Raw genomic sequence first — 23532 nt, forward strand, 5'->3', positions numbered from 1 at the left:
GGCGCCGGTTCGGTGCCCCCTCGTCGGGAGTCTCCTAGGACTCGTGGCCGATCTGCGCCAGGAACGGCGCGGGGTCCTGGTCCTGGAGCCGCACCTCTAGGACGATGTCGACCTCGTCCCCGACCAGGCGGCCGCCCCAGGGCACCTCGCCGCCGTCGCCCACGCCGTGGTCGGACAGGCGGATGCGGGTGGTGGCGGAGAAGAAGTGGCCGTACACGTCGTCGGGGAACGCGTAGTCGGGGGCCTCGCCCACCCACTGGGCGTCCAGGGTGACCGGGGCGGCCGTGCCGTGCACGGTGAGGTCGCCGTGCAGGCGGAAGGCGTTGCGGCCGCGGCCGCCGGGCTCCACGCCGGTGGAGGCGAACCGCAGCTCCGGGTGGTTCTCCACGTCCAGGAAGTCGGCGGAGCGCAGGTGCGCGTCGCGGGCGCCGACGCCGGTGTTGATGCTGGAGGCGTCCATGACCACTTCGACCTTCGAGGCGCCGGGGTCCTCGGCGACCAGCACCCGGCCCCGCGCACGGCCGAACGTGCCCTGGACCCGGCCGAAGCGCAGGTAGTGGGCGACGAAGATGAGGCTGGAGTGCAGGGGGTCCAGGTGCCAGAGACCCGGCGCCGGGCCGACCGGAGTGGATTCCATACCTACTTCTCCCTTTTGTCCGTAAAAGGTCTTTTGTCCGTTCAGCCTAGGTCCGGTGTACCACCCGGACCCGGGTTTCGGACGCGGGGAAAGGCGAGAGATGGGACTCGCTCCGTCCCGGGAAGCGGAGAAGCCTGGGATGCAAGGGAATTCGTCCGCTATGAGAGTTCTCTCGGACGATGACCGTTCCGGGACCCGGCCCCTGCCGGCCGGGATCCGGCACACGGCGAAGGGCCGGAACGCGCCACCGCGTTCCGGCCCTTTCCGGTGCCCTCGGGGCACCTGCGGGTGCCGTGCCCTACATGTGCTCGGGCGCCTCCACGCCGAGCAGGTCCAGGCCCTGGACCAGCACGCGCAGCGCCACCGCGATCAGCGTCAGCCGCGACTCGCGCTCGGCCTCGGTGCCGGCGGTCAGCACCGGGCAGTGCTCGTAGAACGCCGTCAGCGACTGGGCCAGCTCGAACAGGTAGGTCGACAGCCGGTGCGGCTGGAGCAGGTCGCCGACCTGCGCCACCACCGGGCCGAACTCCAGCAGCTTCAGCGCCAGCGCCCGCTCGGCGGCGTGGCCGACGGTGATGTCCGCCCGCGCCTGCTCCGGCGACAGCCCGCCCTTGCGGAAGATCGAGCGGATCCGGGCCTGCGCGTACTGCAGGTACGGGCCGGTGTTGCCGGTCAGCGCCAGCATGCGGTCGAAGTCGAAGGTGTACTCGGTGTCGTGCGCCACCGACAGGTCCGCGTACTTGACCGCGCCGATGCCCACCTGGCGGGCGATCCCGGCCTGCTCCTCGGCGGACAGGTCGGGCCGGTTCTCCCGGACCACCGCGGCGGCCCGGTCGATCGCCTCGTCCAGCAGGGCCATCAGCCGCACCGGGGCACCGCTGCGGGTCCGCAGGATCTTCCCGTCCGAGCCCAGCACGTTGCCGATCTGGACGTGGGTGGTCTCGACGGAGTCCGGCAGCCAGCCCGCCTCGCGCGCGGCCGCCCACACCATCTTGAAGTGCATCGCCTGCGGGGCGCCCACCACGTACAGGATGCGGTCGGCCTTGAGGTCCTCCACCCGGTGCCGGACGGTGGCCAGGTCGGTGGTGGCGTAGCCGTAGCCGCCGTCGCTCTTGCGGACGATCAGCGGCACCGGCTTGCCCTCGCGGCCGGTGAAGCCGTCCAGGAACACGCACAGGGCGCCGTCGCTGATCTCGGCGATCCCCTTGGCCTCCAGCTCGTCGCACACGGCGGCGAGCATGTCGTTGTAGGTGCTCTCGCCGGCGAGGTCGTCGTCGGTGAGGGTGACGCCCAGCTTGGCGTACACCTTGTTGAAGTACACCTTGGACAGGCCCACCAGCTCGCGCCACAGGCGCAGCGTCTCCTCGTCGCCGCTCTGGAGGGCGACCACCCGGCGCCGGGCGCGGGCCGCGAACTCCTCCGGCCCGGGGCCCGAGGAGTCGAACTTCGTGCGTGCCGCCTGGTAGAAGGCATTGGGGTCGGTGGTGAGCAGGTCCGCCTCGGGCGAGTCCTCGCCGACCTCCAGCAGGTGCTCGATGAGCATGCCGAAGGGGGTGCCCCAGTCGCCGATGTGGTTCTGCCGGATGACGTTGTGGCCCAGCAGCTCCAGGGTCCGCGCCAGCGAGTCGCCGACCACGGTGGTGCGCAGGTGGCCGACGTGCATCTCCTTGGCCACGTTGGGCGCGGAGTAGTCGAGCGGGATGTTGCGCCGCTCCTGCACGGGCACGCCCAGGCGCTCGTCGTCGAGCAGCTCGCGGGTCCGCCCGGAGATCCAGTCGTCGCGCAGGGTCAGGTTGATGAAGCCGGGCCCGCTGACCTCCACGGCCGAGCAGACGTCGGCGACGTCGAGGTGTTCCATGATCGCCGCGGACACCTCGCGCGGCTTTCGGCCCAGGCGCTTGGCGAGTGCGAGCGCGGCGTTCGCCTGGTAGTCGGCGAACTGTGACGGGCGGATGACGGGGTCGGTGTCGGCGTACTCGGGGCCGAAGGCGGCCCCGAGGGCGGACTGGACCCGTCGCGAGAGTACTTCCTGCGGGTCGGCCATGTCCCAAGCGTACCGAGCCCGCGGGGGTGTTCTCGGCGCTTCTCCGCCCGCCCCGCCGCTCCTCAGCGCCCTTCGGCGGGGCCCTCGGACTGGGCCAGGCGGTGCAGCCACCCGGCCGGGCGGGTGTGCAGGCGGCGGCGGACGTGCTCGCCGATGTCCCCGGCGGCCAGGTCGTGGGCGAGGCGGCAGGCGTGGGCGATGCCCCGGGCCCGGCTGTCGCCGTGGGCGATCACCACGGTGCCGTTGAGCCCCAGCAGCGCGGCGCCGCCGTAGGTCTCGCTGTCCAGGCGCTCGCGCAGCCCGCGCAGGGCCTTGCGCTGGAGCATGGCCCCGGCCTTGGCCGCCACCGACGAGGTCAGCGCGGTGCGGACGGCGTCCATGGCGAACGCGGCGGTCCCCTCCACGGCCTTGAGCGCCACGTTCCCGGTGTGCCCGTCGGTGACGATCACGTCGACCTTGCGGGCGAGCAGGTCGTGGCCCTCGATGTTGCCGCGGTAGTCCATGATCGTGGAGTCCTCGGCGGCGGCCGCCAGCAGTTCGGCGGTGCGGCGGACCAGCCTGTTGCCCTTGCCGGGCTCGGAGCCGATGGTGAGCAGCCCCACCCGGGGCCGCTGCACCCTGAACGCCGTCTGGGCGTAGGCGCACCCCAGGTGCGCGAACTGCACCAGCATCTCCGGCTTGGCGTCGGCGTTGGCCCCCGCGTCCACCATGATCGTCGGGGTCTCGCCGGTGGGCAGGGTGACCGCCAGGGCGGGCCGCAGCACTCCGTGCTGGGTCCGCAGCCGCACGGTGGAGGTGGCCACGACCCCGCCGGTGGAGCCGGCCGAGACCAGCGCGTCGGCGTCCCCGCGCCGGATCAGGCGGCAGGCGACGGCGGCGCTGGAGCGGGGGCGCCGCCAGCTGGCCAGCGCTCCCTCGTGCATGGCGAGGCTGTCCTCGGCGTGCACGACCGGGATGTCGCGCAGGGCGTCGTGCTCGGCGAGGAGGCCGGCGATCTCGGTGCGGCGGCCCACGAGGACGACCCGCAGGCCCAGCTCGCGTACGGCCAGGACGGCGCCCTCGACGACCGCCCCGGGGGCGTTGTCGCCGCCCATCGCGTCGACGGCGATGATCGGCGGCGAGGTGCGGCGGAGTGCGACGGGCGCGTCCGCGTCGGAGGTGCCGGTCACGTGGCGTCCTTCACGGTGAGGTGAATCGGTGGAGGCACGCCGTCGGTGCAGGTCCCCGCGCCGATGCGGGCACACGCCGACGGGTGCGCGGGTGGTGTGCAAACACCGTACCGGGTGGAGTGGGAAGCCCTGCGGTTCGGGACATTCATCCACTCATGCGAGGATACTTCCCGTATGTCCAGGTCAGGGCTGTATTTTGCTCCACCTGGGTACAAAGCCCCAAGTAGGGGTATATCCGCTCGCTGGCCCGGGTGTTCATGACGCTCCGGGTGCATGTGACAACCGAACACGAATTCCGTTTCCGGAGGTTCCCCGGGTGCCCGCACACCGGAACCCCCGGATCAGGGCTGCCCTCACGACCCCGCGCGGGCGGCCCTGAATCGCATCCAGGAGAGGAGAGTCGTGAGCGTTACGCCAGAGGCGGCACTGTCCCCGTCCACCGGACGTCGGTTTCGTGCCTACACGACGAAGCACATCGACGAGCTCACAGCGCGAGCCGGCCTCGCCGCCGATGAGCGGCTCGCGGTGCAGGCGGTGGCGACCGTCCTGCCCTTCCGTGTCAACAGCTACGTCCTGGACGAGCTGATCGACTGGGACGCCGCGCCGAACGACCCGATCTACCGGCTGGTGTTCCCGCAGGCGGACATGCTGCCGCAGAGCGACGTGACGCGGATCGCCGACCTGATCAAGGCCGGGGCGCCCCGCAAGGAGCTCAACGAGGCGGCCAACGCCGTCCGCGCGCGGCTCAACCCGCACCCCGCCGGACAGATGGACCTCAACGTTCCCAAGGTGGACGACGAGCCCATCCCGGGCATCCAGCACAAGTACCAGGAGACCGTGCTCTTCTTCCCCAAGCAGGGGCAGACCTGTCACGCGTACTGCACGTACTGCTTCCGCTGGGCCCAGTTCGTCGGCGACGCCGACCTGAAGTTCGCCTCCAGCGAGATCGACCAGCTGGTCGACTACGTGCGCTCGCACCCGGAGGTCACCAGCGTCCTGTTCACGGGCGGCGACCCGATGATCATGGGCGAGGGCGTGATCTCCAAGTACATCGAGCCGCTGCTGGAGATCGAGCACCTGGAGGCGATTCGGATCGGCACGAAGGCGCTGGCCTACTGGCCGCAGCGCTTCGTCACCGACCCGGACGCCGACGACACGCTCCGGCTCTTCGAGAAGGTCGTCGCCTCGGGCAAGAACCTGGCGTTCATGGCGCACTTCTCGCACCCGAACGAGATGCGGCCGGAGATCGTCCAGGAGGCCGTGCGGCGCATCCGCTCCACCGGGGCGGTCATCCGCACCCAGGCGCCGCTGATCCGCACGATCAACGACGACCCGGCCGTGTGGGAGAGCATGTGGCGCACCCACCTGCGCCACGGGATGGTCCCCTACTACATGTTCGTCGAGCGCGACACCGGCCCGCAGGACTACTTCGCGGTGCCGCTGGCGGAGGCCTACGAGATCTTCCGCGGCGCCTACAAGAACGTGTCCGGGCTGGCCCGCACCGTCCGCGGACCGTCCATGTCGGCGACCCCGGGCAAGGTGTGCGTGGACGGCGTCACCGAGGTCGCCGGCGAGAAGGTGTTCGCGCTGCACTTCATCCAGGCGCGCGACCCCGAGCTGGTGGGCAGGCCGTTCTTCGCCAAGTACGACGAGAAGGCCGCCTGGCTGTTCGACCTCAAGCCCGCCCTGGGCGCCACCCACTTCCCGTGGGAGACGCCCCCGGCGGCCGCGGGCGACGGCGGCGTGGACCCCACCCGCCTGTAGGGGCCGCGGCGGGGCCCGTCCGCGCCCGTGCAGGGCATTGAACACAGGGCCCCGCCCGCGCCTCCACCGCCTCCGGCCGCGGCGGCCGTGCAGGTACGGAGGAGCCCGGTACCCGTCGAGGGGTACCGGGCTCCTCGTGCGTCCGCACCGTGGACGGAAGGCGGTCACCGCGCGGCCGGGGTCCGGCGCGGTGGCCATCGGCGCGGACGGCTTCTCCAAGGGGGTTCTGTGGGGTCCGCGGGCGACGGTGCCCGTCGGTGCCGCGGACCTGCGCGCGCCGGTGTCAGACCCGGCAGCCCGCCTGGCCCAGCAGGGCGTCGAAGTCGCCGGTCTTGGCGCCGCGGACGAAGGCCTCCAGCTCGGCGTGGGTGTAGACCAGCACCGGCCCCTGGGGGTCGCGCGAGTTGCGGACCGCGAACTCCCCGCCGGGCAGGGTCGCCACCTCGACGCAGTTCCCATCCGGATTGCTCCAGCTGCTCTTGGTCCACTCGACCTTGGGCAGACGGCTTGCCGGAACGCCGTTGTAGATGGGCGACATCTCGACCTCCTGGAACTTCGGGGGACGTGTGAGCGGGTGTCCACGCGCTGCCGCCGACACGTCGGGGGCGCTCGTGCCGGAGTCACCGGACCGGTCGGGGTTTCTGAGGAGAGATCTTCCCCAATGTGCCGTTCCGTCCCCGGTGCGCACCCAGAGAGTAGCTCATGCACGTGCATACGTGATTACGTCGGTAAGCACATATGCAAGATCCCAGGGTGAGGACGTGCATGTCACCGCTAACGTGGGGGCTCCGGGGAGGGGTTCCGCGGACCCCCGATCGTTTCCCAGTCGTGGCCGAAGCCGGTCAGTCGGGCCGCACAGGTGTGCGCGCACGGCGAACGCCCGGACGCGGAGCGGTACCGGGCGTTGGGAAGGGGCCGGGGGATGTGTGCCGCGGGGAGGCTCCGCGGGGGTCGTGGGCGGCTGTGGGGGTGGCTGTCGCGGGGCGGTCGCGGGGGACGGTCGGGAGGCGGGTTCCCGGGGGTCTCAGTCGCGGTAGCGTTCCAGGAACGAGCGCAGGATCCCCTCGGTGGCCGAGGGCTGCGGCGCCTGGGTGGCCAGGTGGTCCATCGTCTGGGCGTAGAGGCTGGTGTCCTCGAACTTGTCGAAGTACAGGGAGCTGCTCAACTGCTCCAGGTAGACCACGTCGGGCAGCTGCGGGGTGGGGAAGCGTAGGATGCTGAACGGCCCCCCGGCCGCCGGGTGCCCGCCCATGGCGAAGGTCGCGACCTGGACGGTGATGTTGGGCCGGCGGGACATCTCGATGAGGTGCTCGATCTGCCCGCGCATCACGGCGGCGTCGCCGAAGGGCCGGTGCAGCACGGCCTCGTCGATGACCGCCCACAGGCGGGGGCCCTCGTCCTCGGTGAATCTGCGCTGTCTGTGCATGCGCATCTGCACGCGACTGTCGATGTCCTCCTCGGAGGTGGCGGTACGCGACAGCCGGATCACCGAGCGGGCGTAGCCCTCGCTCTGGAGCAGGCCGGGGACGAACTGCACCTCGAAGGTCCGGATGACCGAGGCGGCCTCCTCCAGGCCCACGTAGACGCCGAACCAGTTCGGCAGCACGTCGCTGTACTTGTGCCACCAGCCCTGGGCGTTGGCGCTGGTGATGAGGCCGAGCAGGGCCTCGCGCTCGCCGGCGTGGGTCACGCCGTACAGCTTGAGCAGGTCCTCCACGTCGCGGTGCTTGAAGCTGACCTGGCCCAGCTCCATGCGGCTGATCTTGGCGTGGGAGGCGCGGATGGCGTATCCGGCGTCCTCCCGGGAAATCCCCTTCTCCTGGCGCAGCTTGCGGAGCTGCGTTCCGAGAAGAATGCGCAGCACGGTCGGGCCACCGCTGGAATTCGCCAGGAAATCCCGGGTGACCTGGAAGTTCTCTGCGTGATCGGCGACCACATCGCCTCCCTGTAGCGGCTTTGGCGCGAGCGACCGCCCAGTATACCGAGCCCATTCCGCTGGGAACAGGGGTTCGGGGTGGGCGTTCCGAGGCCTTCTGTGTCGACAGTAAATCCGGATGCCCGTGTGTGAATTCTTCGAAGGACATCTACCAATAAGGGTTGTTCGTCCTATAGGCTTGCCGGGCGTTGATCTGCACGTGCATCTGTGGCTTACATCGGTAAGACACGGTGCCACACGCAGACAAGGCCGAGCGAACCCGCTTCACCACTCGTGAGGATCGTGATGAACGCAGAGCTGATGTCCTCGGAGCGGCACTCCGGGGCATCCTGGCGCCGTCCCTCCCTGACCGAAGTCCCCCGGTTCCCGGGAGGGCGGTGGGCGGACCCGCTGGGCGGCACCCCCCTGGGCCGCACCGAGCGCACCTCCGAGCACGTCGTGGGCTCCTTCGCCTCGGTCCCCGACTCCGTGGGCGCGGTCCGCCGGCTCGCCGGCCTCGTCCTGGCCGAATGGGACCTGGCCGAGGTCGCCGACGACGTCCGCCTCGTGCTCTCCGAGCTCGTCGGCAACGCCTGCCGCCACGCGCTGACCCCCGACCACGACCCCGGGACCACCCCGGTCGTGGTCCGGCTGAGCCGGGCCGACGGCTTCGGCCGGGTGGCCTGCCTGGTCGCCGACACCAGCGACCGCGCCCCCCACAAGGTCGACGCCCACCACTTCGCCGAGTCCGGCCGCGGCCTGAGCCTGGTCGCCGCGTTCAGCGGCGAGTGGGGCTGGAACCCGATCCGCGGCGGCAAGGTCGTCTGGGCCGTCTGCGGCGGGCGGGACTGACCCGCACCCAGGGCCCTCCCGGCACGGCCGCCCCGCCGTCCACATCCCGCCTTCGGCCCACTCTGCCGAGTCCCGGAGCAGAGTAGGCTGTCAGCGCATGTCGGTATTCGACCGATCGCGTCCGACAGGGGAAGTTTTCCGACGCGGGGAACGGGGCGTGGACGTGCTGGACACGGGACGGGACAGGTTCATCTGCGACGGCGCCACCGTCGTCGCGCTCGGCGGCGAGCTGGACATCGCCACCGCCGAGTCCGCGTACGCCGCCATCGCGGCCGCCGCCGCCCGGGGCTGTGTGGTCGTCGACCTGGCCGCGGTGGAGTTCATCGACGCCTCCGGGGTCAACGCCTTCATCAACGCGATGCGCGTCACCACCCGCGAGCGCCGCCACCTGGCCCTGGCCTGCCCGCCCCGCCAGCTCTCGCGCATCCTCGACGTGCTGGACCTGCGCGCCCTGCTGCCCACCCACGGCGACCTGGCCTCCGCGGTCGCCGCGCACGCGGGGACCCGCGCCGCCGCCCGCTGACCGCGCCCGCGCGGCCGGCCGCCCCCGGATGACCCGGGTAACGCGGAGGGCGCGCCCGACGGGGTCGGACGCGCCCTGGGAACACCCCCGGCGGGGACTACTCCACGGTCACGCTCTTGGCCAGGTTGCGCGGCTGGTCCACGTCGTTGCCCTTGGCCAGCGCCAGCTCGCAGGCGAACACCTGCATCGGCACGGTCGCCACGATCGGCTGGAGCAGGGTCGGCACCGCCGGGATCTCGATGAGGACGTCCGAGTACGGTCGCACCGACTCGTCGCCCTCCTCCGCGATGACGATGGTGCGGGCGCCGCGGGCGCGCACCTCCTGGATGTTCGACACGATCTTGTCGTGCAGCACGCTGCGGCCCTGCGGCGAGGGCACCACCACGACGACCGGCAGCCCCTCCTCGATCAGCGCGATCGGCCCGTGCTTGAGCTCGCCCGCCGCGAACGCCTCGGCGTGCATGTAGGCGAGCTCCTTGAGCTTGAGCGCGCCCTCCATCGCCACCGGGTAGCCGACGTGGCGGCCCAGGAACAGGACGGTGTCGGCGTCCGACAGCGACCGGGCCAGCTCGCGCACCGGGCCGACCGTGTCCAGCACCTTCTCCACGTGCTCGGGCATGGTGGCCAGCTGGGCGATCACGGCGTCGATCTCGTCGCCGAACTTCAGCCCGCGCACCTGCGCCAGGTACAGGCCGATGAGGTAGCAGGCGGCCAGCTGGGTGAGGAAGGTCTTGGTGGCGGCCACCCCGACCTCCGGGCCCGCGTGCGTGTACAGCACGCCGTCGGACTCGCGCGGGATGGTGGAGCCGTTGACGTTGCAGATCGCCAGCACCTTGGCGCGCTGCTCGCGGGCGTAGCGCACCGCCATCAGGGTGTCCATGCTCTCGCCCGACTGGGAGATCGCGATCACCAGGGTCTGCCGGTCCAGGATCGGGTCCCGGTAGCGGAACTCGCTGGCCACCTCGACCTCGCACGGGATGCGGCACCAGTGCTCGATGGCGTACTTGGCGATCAGGCCCGCGTGGTAGGAGGTGCCGCAGGCGATGATGACGATCTTCTCGACCGAGCGCAGGTCCTGCGCGGACAGCCGCATCTCGTCCAGGGTCAGCTCGCCGCCCACGGACAGGCGGCCCAGGAGGGTGTCGGCGATCGCACGCGGCTGCTCGACGATCTCCTTGAGCATGAAGTAGTCGTAGCCGCCCTTCTCGGCGGCGGAGGCGTCCCAGTCCACGTGGTACTCGTTGACCTCGACGGGAACGCCGTCGTAGTCGGTGACGCGCACCGAGTCCGGGCGCAGCTCCACGACCTGGTCCTGGCCCAGCTCGACCGCGTCGCGGGTGTGGGCGATGAACGCCGCCACGTCGCTGGCCAGGAAGTTCTCCCCCTGCCCGCGGCCGACGACCAGCGGCGAGTTGCGGCGGGCGGCGACCACGAGGTCGGGGTCGTCCACGGAGACGGCGACCAGGGTGAAGGCGCCCTCCAGGCGCTTGCACACCGCGCGCATGGCGGCGGCCAGGTCCCCGTCGCCGCGCGCCGCCAGCTCGGTGCTGAGCAGGTGGGCGGCCACCTCGGTGTCGGTCTCGGAGGTGAACTTGCAGCCCGCGTCCTCGAGCTCCAGCCGCAGGGCGGCGAAGTTCTCGATGATGCCGTTGTGGACGACCGCCACCCGGTTGTCGTTGTCGACGTGGGGGTGGGCGTTGACGTCATTGGGGGCGCCGTGGGTGGCCCAGCGGGTGTGGCCGATGCCCGCGCCCTCTCCGGTGATCGGGTGCTCCTCCAGGGCACCGCGCAGGTTCGCGAGCTTGCCGGCCCGCTTCTCCGTGTGCAGGGCGCCCCCGCCCAGCACAGCGACACCCGCGGAGTCATATCCGCGGTACTCCAACCTCGCGAGGCCGTCCACGACGACCTGGAGCGCCGATTGCGGCCCGACGTAGCCAACGATTCCGCACATGGCCGCCAGCGTAGGCCAAAAAGGACGCCGAATCGACCAACCACCCGTTGATACCAATGGTCGTTTTCCCAGGTAACGGTATAGACCATTTGGTGTACCACGGGTAGACCGCGCAGGTGGGGGCCGTGCGGGGCGTCCGAGTGGAACCGGTTCCACCGGGCCGTACCCGGCCAAAAAAACCTTGGTGGACCTGCCGGGGAACATGTGGTTTCGACCACGTTACGCCCCTGCTTCGGGCTTACCCGGGACCCGGGCGCCCGGACCGGTCGAGGCCCTCGTCTAGGGTGGTCACTCGTGTCCCACCCGACGAAGAACGGCGTCTCCACGCCGTACGTGGAACTGGACCGGGAGGCCTGGGCGGCTCTGCGGGCCGCCACTCCGCTCTCCCTGACCGAGGCCGAGCTCGCACGGCTGCGCGGTACCACCGACCCGACGTCCCTGGAGGACGTGCGGGACGTCTACCTGCCCCTGTCCCGGCTGCTCAACCTGTACGTCGGCGCCACCCAGCAGCGGCACGCCGCCGTCCGGGGCTTCCTCGGGGAGGCCGACCGGCCCTCCCCGTTCATCATCGGCGTGGCCGGGAGTGTCGCGGTCGGCAAGTCCACCACCGCGCGCCTGCTGCGCTCCCTGCTGGCCCAGTGGCCCAACCACCCCGACGTGGAACTGGTCAGCACCGACAACTTCCTGTACCCCAACGCGGTGCTCGAGGCCCGCGGCCTCATGCGCCGCAAGGGCTTCCCCGAGAGCTACGACCGGCGGGCGCTGGTCCGGTTCGTCTCGGAGATGAAGGCGGGGGCCGACCGCATCGACATCCCCGTCTACTCGCACCTGCACTACGACATCGTCCCCGGCGAGCGCCAGACCGTGCACCGCCCCGACATCCTCATCGTCGAGGGCATCAACGTGCTCCAGCCCGCCACGGCCGGGCGGCTGGCCGTGTCCGACTTCTTCGACTTCTCGATCTACGTCGATGCCCGGGTCGACAACATCCGCAACTGGTACCTGGACCGGTTCCGGGAGCTGCGCCGCACGGCATTCTCCGACCCGCGGTCCTACTTCCACCACATGGCCACCACCCTGCGCGAGGAGGAGGCCCTGGAGTTCGCGGCCAACACCTGGCGCACCATCAACGAGGTCAACCTCGTCGAGAACATCCGCACCACCCGGGGACGGGCCACCCTCGTCCTGTTCAAGGGGGACGACCACCGGGTCAGCCGGGTCCGCCTGCGCAAGACCTGAGGACGGTCCGGGACACGCCCGGGCGGGGGTAGGCTGGTCCTTCTTTCTCTCCACGGCCCACCCCGGATGGGACGCCGTGCGCTTCACGAGGATCGGAACGAACCGGGCCCTGAGGGCGACCGGGGCGGGACCCGCGCACGCGCGAGGCCGTGCCGTGTCCCGTCGATCCCTCCCGAGGTCCGCATGACCACGACCGATCCCACGACCACGCCCGCCGACCCCGAACTGGTCGCCGAACGAGACTCCCTCGCCGCCGCCCGCGCCGCCCTGCGGGCGATGCGCGAGGAGGTCGAGGGCACCGAACTGATGCTCGGCGACGTCGTCAACGACAAGGTCACCAACGCGGCGCTCCAGCGCGGACGGCAGCGCCGCCTGGCCGCCCTCGCCGACCTGCCCGGGGCGCCGCTGTTCTTCGGCCGCCTCGACTTCGACCCCGGCACCGTGTTCCTCGACGAGGACGCCGGCCGGGGGCCCGACCGGGTCCACATCGGACGCCGGCACGTCCACGACCCGCAGGGCCGCCCCATGGTCCTGGACTGGCGCGCGCCGATCAGCGTCGCCTACTACCGCGCCTCGCCCACCGACCGGATGCGCGTCCTGGTGCGCCGGCGGTACGGGTTCACCACCCTCGACCACGGGCCGCGCCGGGACCCCGAGGTGGTGCTCACCGCGTTCGAGGACGAGCACCTGACCGGCGCCCCCGTACCCGACGAGCGGCCCGGGGAGCTGCTGGCCGCCGAGATCGAGCGGCCCCGCACCGGGCCGATGCGCGACATCGTCGCCACCATCCAGCCCGAGCAGGACGACCTGGTCCGCGCACCGCTGGGCACCACCCTGTGCGTGCAGGGGGCGCCGGGCACCGGCAAGACCGCGGTGGGCCTGCACCGCATCGCGTTCCTGCTCTACACCGAGCGCGAACGCCTGTCCCGGGCGGGCGTGGCGATCATCGGGCCCAACCGGTCGTTCCTCTCCTACATCCGCGACGTTCTGCCCGCCCTGGGCGAGGTCGACGTCACCCAGACCACCGTCGGGGACCTGCTCACCCGCGGCCTGCCCGAGCGGTTCCGGCCCGCCGCCGGGTGGGTGCGCCGGACGGAGGAGCCCTTCGCCGCCCGGGTCAAGGGCGACGCCCGCATGGCCGAGGTGATCCGCCGCGACCTCTGGTCCCACCTGCGCGAACCCGAGGAGGCGCTGATGGTGCGCCGCGGCTCGCGCCGCTGGCGGCTCTACCCGGAGGACCTGCGGCCCCTGCTGGACGAGCTGGCGGGCCGCGGCGTCGCCTACGGCTCGGGCCGCGAGCTGCTGTCCCACCGCATCGCGCACACCGTGCTCACCCTCATGGAGTCCGAGGGGGAGGTCTGCGACGACCGCACCCACGAGCAGGTCCGCCGCGACCCGGCGGTGCGCTCCGCGGTGACCGCCCTGTGGCCCAAGGTGGAGCCGACGGCCCAGGTGCTGGGGCTGCTCACCGACCCCGAGCGGCTGGCCCGGGCCGCCGACGGGATCCTCGACGAGCGGGAGCAGGCCGCCGTCCTGCTGCCGGGGAGGCCGCGCGGACCCAGGTCGGCCCGCTGGTCGGCGGAGGACCTGGCGCTCATCGACGAGGCCGCCGCGCTCATCGACCGGCCCGCGGGGCTGGGCCACATCGTCGTGGACGAGGCCCAGGACCTCAGCCCCATGCAGTGCCGGGCCATCGGGCGCCGCTGCGAGTCGGGGTCGCTCACCGTCCTGGGCGACATCGCCCAGGGGACCAGCCCGTCCGCGGTCCGCACCTGGTCCACGCTGCTGGAGCACCTGGGCAAGCCCACCGGGCACCTGAGCGTCCTGGACCGGGGCTACCGGGTGCCCGCGCAGATCATCGACTTCGCCGCCCGGCTGCTGCCGACCATCGCCAGGGGGCTGGGAGCCCCGGTCGCGGTCCGCCGCGCCCCGGGCTCACTGCGGGTCACCCCGGCCGCCGACGGCCTGGCCGCCCAGGTGGCCCGGGCCTGCCGCACCGCCCTGGAGGGGGAGGGGTCGGTGGGCCTCATCGCCGCCGACGCCCACCTGCCCGCCCTGCTGGAGGAGCTGGCCGCGGAGGGCCTGGACGTCCCGGTCCTGGACGACGACACCGGCCTGGACGCCGCCCGCCTGGTCGCCGTCCCGGCGGGCCTGGCCAAGGGCCTGGAGTTCGACGCGGTCGTCGTCGCCGAGCCGGCCGCCATCGCCGAGGCCGAGGAGCGCGGCCTCAACCGCCTCTACGTCGTCCTCACCCGCGCCGTCAGCACCCTCCACGTCGTCCACTCCCGCCCGCTCCCCGCCCCCCTCGCCGAGACCCCCGTCAGCGGCTGACGGGGGTGGGGCGGCGGACGCCGGAGCGCTTCCAGGGGCCGGAGAGGATCCCGGCGGTCAGCAGCCACAGGGCGACCGTGACCAGGTGGGCCCGCTCCAGGAGGCCCAGGGCGACGCCCGGGTCGCCGTCGCCGCCGGAGACCCGGACGGCCAGGACCAGGACGGCGACCGCGGCCAGCGCCTGGAGCGCGGCCACCGCCGCGGCCCAGACCCAGGCGGGGTCGGCGGCCCTGCGCCGGTCAACGGCGAGGGTCACCGCGCCGGCCAGCGCGGCCACGATCGTGACGGTCGCCAGGACCGGCTGCGCGGCGGTGGCCCCGCCCACCCCCTCGGCCAGCGCCTCCGAGGCGCAGGCCACGTCCGTGGAGACCACACAGCGGCCCGGCAGCAGCGAGGCGACGAAGGAGGCCGCGCCGAACACGGCCATCGACCACCAGGACGCGGTCAGCCAGAAGCCGGTCCGGCGGGCGCCCAGGGTCAGGCCGAGCGCGGCGGCGAGCACCACCAGGATCGACCCCGCGCGGTGGGCGCTGTCCAGGAACCTGCCGAACCCCGACTCCGGGTCGGCCGACGCGCCCTGCCCGAGACTCCCGCCGGGCAGCATGACCTCCAGCGCCCACAGGCTGTACACGATGGCGGCGGCCACGGCCGCGACCCGGCCGTCCCGGTAGTCCCAGTGCCAATGTCCCGAGTAAGACATCGCGCGTGCCCTCCGTTCTCACCCGAAGCCCTCTCCACGTCTCTCGGACGGAGGACCCCCGGGTGCTCCCGGTCACACCGGTCGGTCAGGGGGTCTTATGCCCCGGGGACCGCTCCGTCACCCCTCGGGGTGACCCCGCCTCGGCCAACTCGCGGCGTCACCGTTATCCACGGGTGCGCCTGGGCGCGGCATCATGCAGAGAACGGAGCAGACGGGCACGTACGGACGGACCCGGCCGGAGAGGGAGTGCGCACGATGGACGATCCGACCACGACACGGTGGGTGATCGTGGGGGTCGACGGCACCGACTCCAGCCGCCACGCCCTGGAGTGGGCGGCGCAGCAGGCGGTGCTGCGCGGGCTCGGCGTGCGGATCGTGGCCGCGGCCGGCGCCCTGACCTCCGTCGGGGTGTTCGGGGCGCACACCCGGCTCGACGTCCCCCCGGACGAGGCCGACACCGGCGACGCCGAGCGCCTGCTGTCCTACGCCGCCGACTGGATATCGCGGCTCTTCCCCGAACTCCGGGTGCAGACCCGCCTGTCCTACGCCCGCCCCGTGGAGGCGCTGCTGGCCGAGGCCGCCGCCGAGGGGGCCGTCGCAGTGGTGGTGGGCTCGCGCGGGCTGCGGGGGATCGTGGCCGCCTTCGTGGGCTCCGTCGGCATCGAGCTGGCCGCCCGCTCCCCGGTGCCGGTGGTGGTGCTCCCGCACGAGCACGCCGCCGCACACGGGGTCCGCGGCCGGGTCATCGTCGGCATCGACGGGTCCGAGCCCAGCCGCCGGGCCGTCGACTTCGCGTTCACCCAGGCCGAGTTCGCCGACACCGAGCTGGTCGCGGTGAGCGCCTGGCAGCCGCTGGTGGCGTTCGCCGCCGCCACCGGGCCGATCCCGCCGGAGCTGTTCGACGACACCACCGCCGCCGAGGCCGCCCGCCAGTCGCTGGACGAGGAGCTGGCCCAGGCGCGGCTGCGCCACCCGCAGGTCCCGGTGAGCACCCGGGTGGTGCGGGCCCACCCCGTGGTCGCCCTGCTGGAGGAGGCCACCCCCGCGGACCTCATCGTGGTGGGCTCGCGGGGCCGCGGGGGCTTCCGGGGCCTGCTGCTGGGCTCGGTCAGCCACTCGGTCCTGCACGGCGCCCGCGGCCCGGTCGCCATACTCCGCTAGGGCGTGTCCGGCGGACGCTTTCGAGCGTTCCGGCGCTCGCGCCGAATGCCGGGAGCGGCCGCGAGGCGATCTCTCGCGAGACGGCCGCGCGGCGAGAGGCGGCCCCGCGACCGCGGCCCGGGATGATCCGCCGAACACGCCCTCGGGGAGGGCACCCGGACGGCGCGGGCCGTCGCGGCGCCACCGGCGGCCGGTGACGCGGTCCCCGTCGCAGGGGGAGGTGTCCTGACGGGACGGCCCCGGGCCGGGCCGGGCCGTGCCCGCGCGGTGCCCGGGGCCGGGGCGGCCGAGCGCTTCGACGGCGGCAGCGGCATGGACGGCGCCGACGCGGCCGTGCGCGGGGGTTCCGGGATCTCCGCAGGCCGGAGCCGGGGCCTTCGGAGACCGGTCCACCCCGCGTCCCACGGGTGGACCGGTGAGGGGTCGCGGCCGTGTGTGACGAACGACACGGCGTGTCGTCGCAGGGACGTTCCTTCCCCTCTCCTGCGGGGGAATCGGGTTCCACCGCGAAGGGAACACCCGCCACCACGGCCCCTCCCGGCGCATGAGTGCCGTTCCGAAAAGCCTTGCAGCACAGGGATTCCCGGCTTCCGAGCCGTATAGCTTTAGACCATTGGCCTATACCAATTGGTCACCGCAGGGGGGCGTCGTTCATGATGCGAGGGATCTCGATTCACGAAGGAGCCGCTGTGACTGTCGGTATTGATCTGGGCGTGGCCCCGACCTCCCACGAAGAACTGGTGTCCTGGGTTCACGAGGTCGCGGAGCTGACCCGGCCCGACAACGTCGTCTGGTGCGACGGCTCCGAGGAGGAGTGGACCCGTCTCACCGACCTGCTCGTCGAGCAGGGCACCTTCAAACGCCTCAACCCGGAGAAGCGCCCCAACAGCTTCTACTGCACCTCCGACCCCACGGACGTGGCCCGCGTCGAGGACCGCACCTACATCTGCTCCGAGCGCGAAGAGGACGCCGGCCCCACCAACAACTGGATCGCCCCCGACGAGATGCGCGCCACCTTCGGCGAGGTCTTCCAGGGCTCCATGCGCGGCCGCACCATGTACGTCGTGCCCTTCTGCATGGGCCCGCTGGGCGGCGAGATCTCCCAGCTCGGCGTCGAGATCACCGACTCCCCGTACGTCGTCGTCTCCATGCGCATCATGGCCCGCATGGGCGACGCCGCCCTGCGCCTGATCGAGGAGCGCGGCGACTTCGTCAAGGCCGTCCACTCCGTCGGCGCCCCGCTGGAGCCCGGCCAGGAGGACGTGCCCTGGCCCTGCAACCCCACCAAGTACATCTCGCACTTCCCCGAGACCCGTGAGATCTGGTCCTACGGCTCCGGCTACGGCGGCAACGCCCTGCTGGGCAAGAAGTGCTACGCGCTGCGCATCGCCTCGGTGATGGCCCGCGACGAGGGCTGGCTCGCCGAGCACATGCTGATCCTCAAGGTCACCTCGCCGGAGGGCAAGACCCACTACATCGCGGCCGCCTTCCCGAGCGCCTGCGGCAAGACCAACCTCGCCATGCTCCAGCCGACCATCCCGGGCTGGAAGGTCGAGACCGTCGGCGACGACATCGCCTGGATGCGCTTCGACGCCCAGGGCCGCCTGCGCGCCATCAACCCCGAGGCCGGGTTCTTCGGCGTCGCCCCCGGCACCGGCGAGAAGACCAACGCCAACGCCATCGACACCCTGTGGGGCAACAGCATCTTCACCAACGTCGCCCTCACCGAGGACGGCGACGTGTGGTGGGAGGGTCTCACCGAGGAGCCCCCGGCGAACCTGACGGACTGGAAGGGCCGCCCCTGGACCCCGGAGTCCGCCGAGCCCGCGGCGCACCCCAACTCCCGCTTCACCACCCCGGCCGGGCAGGCCCCGACCATCGCCGACGAGTGGGAGGACCCGGCCGGCGTGCCGATCTCCGCCATCCTCTTCGGCGGCCGCCGCGCCACCGCGGTCCCGCTGGTCACCGAGTCCCTCAGCTGGCAGCACGGCGTCTACCTGGGCGCCAACGTCTCCTCCGAGAAGACCGCCGCCGCCGAGGGCACCGTGGGCGAGCTGCGCCGCGACCCGTTCGCGATGCTGCCCTTCTGCGGCTACAACATGGGCGACTACTTCGCCCACTGGATCAAGGTGGGCGCCGGCGCCGACCAGGCGAAGCTGCCCAAGATCTTCTACGTGAACTGGTTCCGCAAGGACGCCGAGGGCCGCTTCGTGTGGCCCGGCTTCGGTGAGAACAGCCGCGTCATCAAGTGGATCGTGGAGCGCCTGGAGGGCACCGCCGACGCCGTCGAGACCCCGATCGGCCTGCTGCCCGCCAAGGACGGCATCGACACCGAGGGCCTGGACCTGTCCGCCGAGGACCTGGAGTTCCTGCTCTCCGTCGACCCCGAGATCTGGAAGCAGGAGGCCGCCCTGGTCCCCGAGTTCTTCAAGACCTTCGGCGACCACCTCCCGGGCGAGCTCTGGGACGAGTACCACGCCCTGCTGGACCGGCTCGGCCGGTAGCGGCATCCCGCCGGCCCCGCTTCTTCCGCGCGCGGGGCCGGTGTCGGCACGGGGCGCGGGCACCGCACGGTGCCCGCGCCCCGGCGCTTTCCGGGGGGAGGGTCAGGGGTCTGCCGGGTCCGTCCTTTCGGCCGGGTCTGCGGACTTCGAGGTCTCCGAGGACTCTGAGGGGCCCTGGGGCTTCGAGGGTTCCGGGGCCGTCGGGGACTCCGGGATCTCCGTCGCTCCGGCGGTCCCGGGTACGAGCAGGGGCCGCAGCTCGTCGGCGGCTCCGGCCAGCGCCTCGCCGATCCGGTCCAGGAACTCCGCCGTGGACGAGAGCCGCAGCCCGGGGACGGTGTCGGGGCCCAGCTCCAGCGCCCCGCGCCGGGCCGCCTCGGAGATCGCGAGGTTCGCCCGGATCGACGCCCTCACGGACCGGTACCAGATGTCCTGGTCGACGGCGTAGAGGTCCCGCCGCCCGCGGCCGCCGCGCACGCGCCGGAGCAGGCCCTGCTCCTCCAGGAACCCGACGGCCAGCGACACCGAGGCCGGGCTGACCCCGAGCGCGCGGACCAGGTCGGCCGCGGTCAGGCCGGGGCCGTCGGCCGCGTACAGGCGGGCGAGCACCCGGGCCGCCATCCGGGTCATCCCCGAGGCCGTCAGCGCCCGGACGAACTCCCCCTCGAAGTCACGGACCGCGCGGGCGTCCCCCCGCCGGGTCGTGCGGGCCTCCCGCCGCCGGGCCGCGTGAACGCCCCGTTCCCCGGCCGGGGCGCCGGGCCGCTCCCGGGTCCCCGCCGTGGACCGGGCCGCCGCGGTCCCGCCGCGCCGGGCGCGCCGGTCCGCCTCCCGCTGGGCCGGGTCGGCCCGGTAGCCGCTCCGGCCGCCGTTGCGGGACACCTCGCGGCTGACGGTCGAGGTCGGCCGCTCCAGGCGCCGGGCGATCTCGGCGTAGCCGAGCCCGTCGGCCAGACCGCGGGCGATGTGGCGGCGCTCCTGGTGGGTGAGCCGTCCTCCGGGCACGGGGTCCCTCCGTTCTCGGCGGGGTGCGGTGGTGCGTTCGACCCCAGGCTGTTGCAACGCTTTTCTTGATGATCGTTGCTTTCGCGTGCAGGCCTGTTGCAATCTTTAGCTGCCCCTGCCTGCTTTTTAAGTGTTCCCCCGTGAATTATGTATTGATGGATCCTTGAACGCAACGTAGCGTTTTATTCGCGTTGAACGATCCGTACGCGGGACGCGCCGACCGGCGTCCCGCCCTCCCCGAGGATGCGCCATGACCACGGTCACTCCGGAGCCGCTGCCCACCGAACGCCCCCGCGGGTGCCCCTTCGACCCGCCTTCCGAGCTGCGCGACCGGCCCCGCCTGGGGCGGATGGCCTACGCCGACGGTCACACCGGCTGGCTGGTCACCGGCCACGCCCTGGCCCGTTCCGTGATGGCCGACCGCCGGTTCAGCTCCCGCCGCGAGATCATGCGGCTGCCGGTGGCCCGGGGCGGCTTCACCGGGCCGCTGCCGCCCGCGCCCCCGGGCATGTTCATCGGGCTCGACGCCCCCGAGCACACCCGCTACCGCCGCCTGCTCACGGGCAGGTTCACCGTCCGGCGGATGAACGCCCTCACCGAACGGGTGGAGGAGATCACCGCCGAGCGCCTCGACGCGATGGCCGCGCTGGGCCCCGGGCTCGACCTCGTCCCGGTGTTCGCCCAGGCCGTGCCCGCGCTGGTGATCTGCGAGCTGCTGGGCGTGCCCGCCGACGAGCGCGAGCGCTTCCAGCGCCTGGCGGAGGCGGCGAACGACCTCGACGCAGACCAGGAGGCGCTGGAGGCGGCGATGGGAGGTCTGGGCGGGTACATCGCGGACCTGGTCGAGGAGAAGCGGCGGTCGCCGACCGACGACCTGCTCTCCGACCTGACCGCGAGCGACCTCACCTCCGAGGAGCTGGTCGCGGTCGGGTCCCTGCTGCTGGGCGCGGGCCTGGACACCACCGCGAACATGATCGGCCTGGGGGTGTTCGCGCTGCTCACCCACCCCGACCAGGTCCCGGTGATGCGCGAGGGCCCCGAGGCGGTCGAGGGGGCCGTCGAGGAACTGCTGCGGTACCTGACCATCGCGCACACCACGGTGCGCGTCGCGCTGGAGGACGTCGAACTGGACGGGCGGGTGATCCGGGCGGGGGAGACCGTCACCATCGCGGCCCAGGCCGCCGACCGCGACCCGGAGAAGTTCGCCGACCCCGACACCCTGGACCTGCGCCGGAACACGGCCGGGCACCTCGCCTTCGGCCACGGCCCGCACCAGTGCCTGGGCCAGCAGCTGGCCCGGGTGGAGCTGCGGGTGGCCCTGGCGGGGCTCTTCGGGAGGTTCCCGACCCTGCGGCTGGCGGTCCCCGCCGACGAGGTGCGGGTGCGGGAGCACGCCGACGTCCACGGGGTGCACGGCCTCCCCGTCACCTGGGACGGGGAGTGAGCCGGTGAGGGTCGTGATCGATCGTTCGCTCTGCATCGGGGCCGGGATGTGCGTCCTCGGCGCGCCCGGTGTGTTCGACCAGGACCCCGAGGAGGGGCTGGTCGAGCCGGTGGGCGGGGACGCCCCCGACCCCGGGAACCCGGCGGTCCGCCGTGCGGTGGACACGTGCCCGTCGGGGGCGGTCGCCCTCGTGCCCTGAGTTCGGGATTCGGTGGTCGGGGGTTCGGTGGCCGGGGTTCGAGGGCCGGTGGGCGACGGGCAACGGGCCGGGCCGGGCCGGGGAGGCGGCGGGGCGGGGCCTCCCTGTCGCCCGGGTTCCGGCGGGTGCGTTCGGGCGGTGGGGTGTTCCGGTGGGCACAACGGGAGGCGGTGGGGCGGGGCCGTCCCGCTCCCGGGTTTCGGCGGGCGCGTTCGGGAGGTGGGGTGTTCCGGTGACGGGTGCGGCGTGCGGGGTTCCGGTCCTGGTAGCAGGGCCCGTCCGTTCGGTCCGCAACGCCAACCGAACATTTGCGGGTGTTTCCACGAACTCCCACAAGGGGATTCCGGTACGTGCTAATCATGTGACCGACAGTGACGAAATCTGCCCTCGGGAACCCCAAATGCTCACCCTGCTCCTCATCCTCGCCGTCCTGGCCGTCATGGTCGCGGGGGCCGTTCTGGCCGCCGGCCGCTTCCGGGTCGACGACGGGGAATCGGGCGGTGCCGTCGGCATCGTCGTGGCCCCCTGCGTCCTGGCCCTCTACCTCGGCTCGGCCGCCATGGGCGTGGTCATCGGATGGGAGGGCTACAAGGGCGCCGAGGACGGGGTGATGGCGGAGGTCGGCTCCGCCCAGTCCCTGTACTGGAGCACCGTCGCCCTGCCCGAGGACGAGTCCGAGGAGGTCCGCGATCGGCTGCGCGCCTACCTGAGCGCCGTGATCGAGGACGACTGGCCCGCCATGGAGGCGGCCGAGGGGCTCAGCGCGGAGGGCGACGCCGCCTATGCCGCCCTGGCGGCGTCGGTGCGGTCCCTGTCGGTCTCCGACACCGGCGACGGGCTGGACCGGCTCACCGCCCGCCAGGAGCTGAACGCCCTGGGGGAGGCCCGCCTGGAGCGCGCGGACGCGGCCACCGAGGGCATGCCCCCGCTGCTCACCGGCATCGCCGCGCTCTCGGCGATCGCCGTCGCGGTGCTGCCCTTCGCCATGCTCCGGCGCGGCTCCCGGATCGCCTACTTCTGGGCCGCGGCCAACCTGGCGTTCGTGTTCGCCACGGTGGTGCTGCTGTTCTACATGGGCCACCCGTTCAGCGGGCTCCTGGCCCACGACGCGGGCGGGTTCGAGGAGGCCCTGGCCGGCCTCGACGCCATCGACCAGGCCCTGGCCACCCCGGTGTCCGCCCACTGACCGCCACCGTAACGCAGGCGGTGGCCGCCGACAGCGGTCGGCGGCCACCGGTCACCACCGGCTACTGCCGGCCCGCGCGGGCGGCCGCCCCCGCGGACGCGCCCGCGGCCACGGCCACCACGACCAGCAGGACCGCCGACGTGCGCATCGAGCCGAAGGCCGGGGAGACGGTCGCCCCGCCCCCGGTCATGTCCGCCACCGGCAGGGCGGCGGCCGCCTCCACGGGCACCTCGCGCCGGGCGGCCACCGGGGGCTCCTCCTCAGGGGCCGCGGCACCGGGGCTCGGGGAGGCGGCGGGCTCCGCGCCGGGGGCGGGCGTCTCCCGCGGCGGCGCCGGCCGCTCCTGGGGGCTCTCGGGCGTGCGCGGCAGCCGGGGCTGCGGCTCCGGAACGCCCGGGGGCTCCTCCGCGGGCGGCTCCTCGGGGGAGGGCGGCACCGGCTTCGGCGGCACGGGCTCCGGCGGGACGGGCCGCGGCTCACGCGGCGGGCAGTCCGGGGCCCGCCCCGAGTGGACGACCACCCGGGTCCCGTCGGCGCAGATCAGGACATGGGACACGGGGGTCCGGCCGACCTCCACCTCGACGCGGTCGGGGCCGCTCACCACGTTCACGCCCGGGGCGTCCACCCGCACCCCGTCCTCCCCGGCGGAGACCGATACGGGCCCCTGGGAGACCGCGGTCCCGGGGTCGGGGACGGCGGCCCGGGCCGCAGGGGCGCCGCCGATCAGCAGTAGGCCCGTCACCAGGGCGGCAAGGGTGCGGCGGGGGGACCTCATATCACTCCTCGTGCTCGTTGTATGACACTCGGAGATCGTACGGGTTCACGGCGGCCGACGGGGCCGGAACACCACGGCGGGGGATGAGGGGGGTGAAGGGCCCGGGGAGGCCGAGGAGACAGAGGAGACAGAG

The 23532-nt window shown here is 72.9% G+C and carries 19 protein-coding genes; 10 read left to right on the forward strand and 9 right to left on the reverse strand.

Annotated features, from left to right (window positions below):
- Positions 1-34: 34 nt before the first annotated feature.
- The 3 genes from K1J57_RS13360 to plsX form a co-directional block, all read right to left on the reverse strand.
- Positions 35-637, reverse strand: coding sequence for a YceI family protein (locus tag K1J57_RS13360; RefSeq protein WP_220564752.1), 603 nt, complete (start codon positions 635-637; stop codon positions 35-37).
- Between the two features lie 298 nt (positions 638-935).
- Positions 936-2681 (reverse strand): arginine--tRNA ligase, encoded by a 1746-nt coding sequence (gene argS / locus K1J57_RS13365; protein WP_220564753.1) that lies wholly within the window; start codon positions 2679-2681, stop codon positions 936-938.
- A 62-nt stretch (positions 2682-2743) separates the two neighbouring features.
- Entirely contained in the window at positions 2744-3850 is a 1107-nt protein-coding gene (plsX, locus tag K1J57_RS13370) for a phosphate acyltransferase PlsX (RefSeq protein ID WP_220564754.1), read from the reverse strand.
- Between the two features lie 525 nt (positions 3851-4375).
- Between plsX and K1J57_RS13375 the strand changes: the two genes are divergently transcribed.
- Entirely contained in the window at positions 4376-5614 is a 1239-nt protein-coding gene (locus tag K1J57_RS13375; protein ID WP_220565509.1) for a KamA family radical SAM protein, read from the forward strand.
- A 283-nt stretch (positions 5615-5897) separates the two neighbouring features.
- Here the strand turns inward: K1J57_RS13375 and K1J57_RS13380 are convergent, their stop codons facing one another.
- Together K1J57_RS13380 and K1J57_RS13385 are read right to left on the reverse strand one after the other, a co-directional pair.
- A complete protein-coding gene (locus K1J57_RS13380; RefSeq protein ID WP_220564755.1) occupies positions 5898-6152 on the reverse strand; it encodes a DUF397 domain-containing protein in 255 nt (84 codons plus the stop codon).
- 486 nt (positions 6153-6638) lie between these two features.
- Complete coding sequence (locus K1J57_RS13385; RefSeq protein WP_220564756.1) at positions 6639-7550, reverse strand: helix-turn-helix transcriptional regulator; 912 nt, start codon at positions 7548-7550, stop codon at positions 6639-6641.
- 285 nt (positions 7551-7835) lie between these two features.
- Between K1J57_RS13385 and K1J57_RS13390 the strand changes: the two genes are divergently transcribed.
- Both K1J57_RS13390 and K1J57_RS13395 read left to right on the forward strand, forming a co-directional pair.
- A complete protein-coding gene (locus tag K1J57_RS13390; protein ID WP_220564757.1) occupies positions 7836-8381 on the forward strand; it encodes an ATP-binding protein in 546 nt (181 codons plus the stop codon).
- Positions 8382-8538: 157 nt separating this feature from the next.
- Positions 8539-8904, forward strand: a complete 366-nt coding sequence (locus K1J57_RS13395) for an STAS domain-containing protein (protein ID WP_220564758.1) — start codon at positions 8539-8541, stop codon at positions 8902-8904.
- A 97-nt stretch (positions 8905-9001) separates the two neighbouring features.
- Here the strand turns inward: K1J57_RS13395 and glmS are convergent, their stop codons facing one another.
- Positions 9002-10855: a glutamine--fructose-6-phosphate transaminase (isomerizing) gene (gene glmS, locus K1J57_RS13400; protein ID WP_220564759.1), complete on the reverse strand. Its 1854-nt coding sequence runs from the start codon at positions 10853-10855 to the stop codon at positions 9002-9004.
- 333 nt (positions 10856-11188) lie between these two features.
- Between glmS and coaA the strand changes: the two genes are divergently transcribed.
- Both coaA and K1J57_RS13410 read left to right on the forward strand, forming a co-directional pair.
- Positions 11189-12094 carry a type I pantothenate kinase gene (coaA, locus tag K1J57_RS13405; protein ID WP_220565510.1) on the forward strand — a complete coding sequence of 302 codons (906 nt, stop codon included), beginning with the start codon at positions 11189-11191 and terminating at the stop codon, positions 12092-12094.
- 183 nt (positions 12095-12277) lie between these two features.
- On the forward strand, positions 12278-14425 hold the full coding sequence (locus K1J57_RS13410; protein WP_220564760.1) for an ATP-binding domain-containing protein: 2148 nt from the start codon (positions 12278-12280) through the stop codon (positions 14423-14425).
- Here K1J57_RS13410 and K1J57_RS13415 read toward each other — a convergent pair.
- Complete coding sequence (locus K1J57_RS13415; RefSeq protein ID WP_220564761.1) at positions 14415-15125, reverse strand: DUF998 domain-containing protein; 711 nt, start codon at positions 15123-15125, stop codon at positions 14415-14417. The two genes, K1J57_RS13410 and K1J57_RS13415, sit on opposite strands and share 11 nt — an antisense overlap.
- A 255-nt stretch (positions 15126-15380) precedes the next feature.
- Here K1J57_RS13415 and K1J57_RS13420 point away from each other — a divergent pair, with 255 nt between their 5' ends.
- Positions 15381-16286 (forward strand): universal stress protein, encoded by a 906-nt coding sequence (locus tag K1J57_RS13420; protein ID WP_220564762.1) that lies wholly within the window; start codon positions 15381-15383, stop codon positions 16284-16286.
- A gap of 707 nt (positions 16287-16993) precedes the next feature.
- Positions 16994-18790 carry a phosphoenolpyruvate carboxykinase (GTP) gene (locus K1J57_RS13425; RefSeq protein ID WP_255647169.1) on the forward strand — a complete coding sequence of 599 codons (1797 nt, stop codon included), beginning with the start codon at positions 16994-16996 and terminating at the stop codon, positions 18788-18790.
- Between the two features lie 102 nt (positions 18791-18892).
- Here K1J57_RS13425 and K1J57_RS34155 read toward each other — a convergent pair whose 3' ends face one another.
- Positions 18893-19795: a MarR family transcriptional regulator gene (locus tag K1J57_RS34155; RefSeq protein WP_220564763.1), complete on the reverse strand. Its 903-nt coding sequence runs from the start codon at positions 19793-19795 to the stop codon at positions 18893-18895.
- Between the two features lie 250 nt (positions 19796-20045).
- Between K1J57_RS34155 and K1J57_RS13435 the strand changes: the two genes are divergently transcribed.
- The 3 genes from K1J57_RS13435 to K1J57_RS13445 all read left to right on the forward strand — a co-directional run bounded on the left by K1J57_RS13435 (position 20046) and on the right by K1J57_RS13445 (position 22624).
- Positions 20046-21239: a cytochrome P450 gene (locus K1J57_RS13435; RefSeq protein ID WP_220564764.1), complete on the forward strand. Its 1194-nt coding sequence runs from the start codon at positions 20046-20048 to the stop codon at positions 21237-21239.
- Positions 21240-21243: 4 nt separating this feature from the next.
- Positions 21244-21438, forward strand: a complete 195-nt coding sequence (locus K1J57_RS13440) for a ferredoxin (protein WP_220564765.1) — start codon at positions 21244-21246, stop codon at positions 21436-21438.
- A 400-nt stretch (positions 21439-21838) separates the two neighbouring features.
- Positions 21839-22624, forward strand: coding sequence for a DUF4239 domain-containing protein (locus tag K1J57_RS13445; protein WP_220564766.1), 786 nt, complete (start codon positions 21839-21841; stop codon positions 22622-22624).
- A gap of 61 nt (positions 22625-22685) precedes the next feature.
- Here the strand turns inward: K1J57_RS13445 and K1J57_RS13450 are convergent, their stop codons facing one another.
- The gene (locus tag K1J57_RS13450; RefSeq protein WP_220564767.1) at positions 22686-23399 is read right to left on the reverse strand and encodes a hypothetical protein; all 714 of its coding nucleotides are present in this window, start codon (positions 23397-23399) and stop codon (positions 22686-22688) included.
- Between the last annotated feature and the right edge of the window lie 133 nt (positions 23400-23532).

Origin of the sequence: Nocardiopsis sp. MT53 (assembly GCF_019598965.1) — a bacterium.
GTDB lineage: Bacteria > Actinomycetota > Actinomycetes > Streptosporangiales > Streptosporangiaceae > Nocardiopsis > Nocardiopsis changdeensis.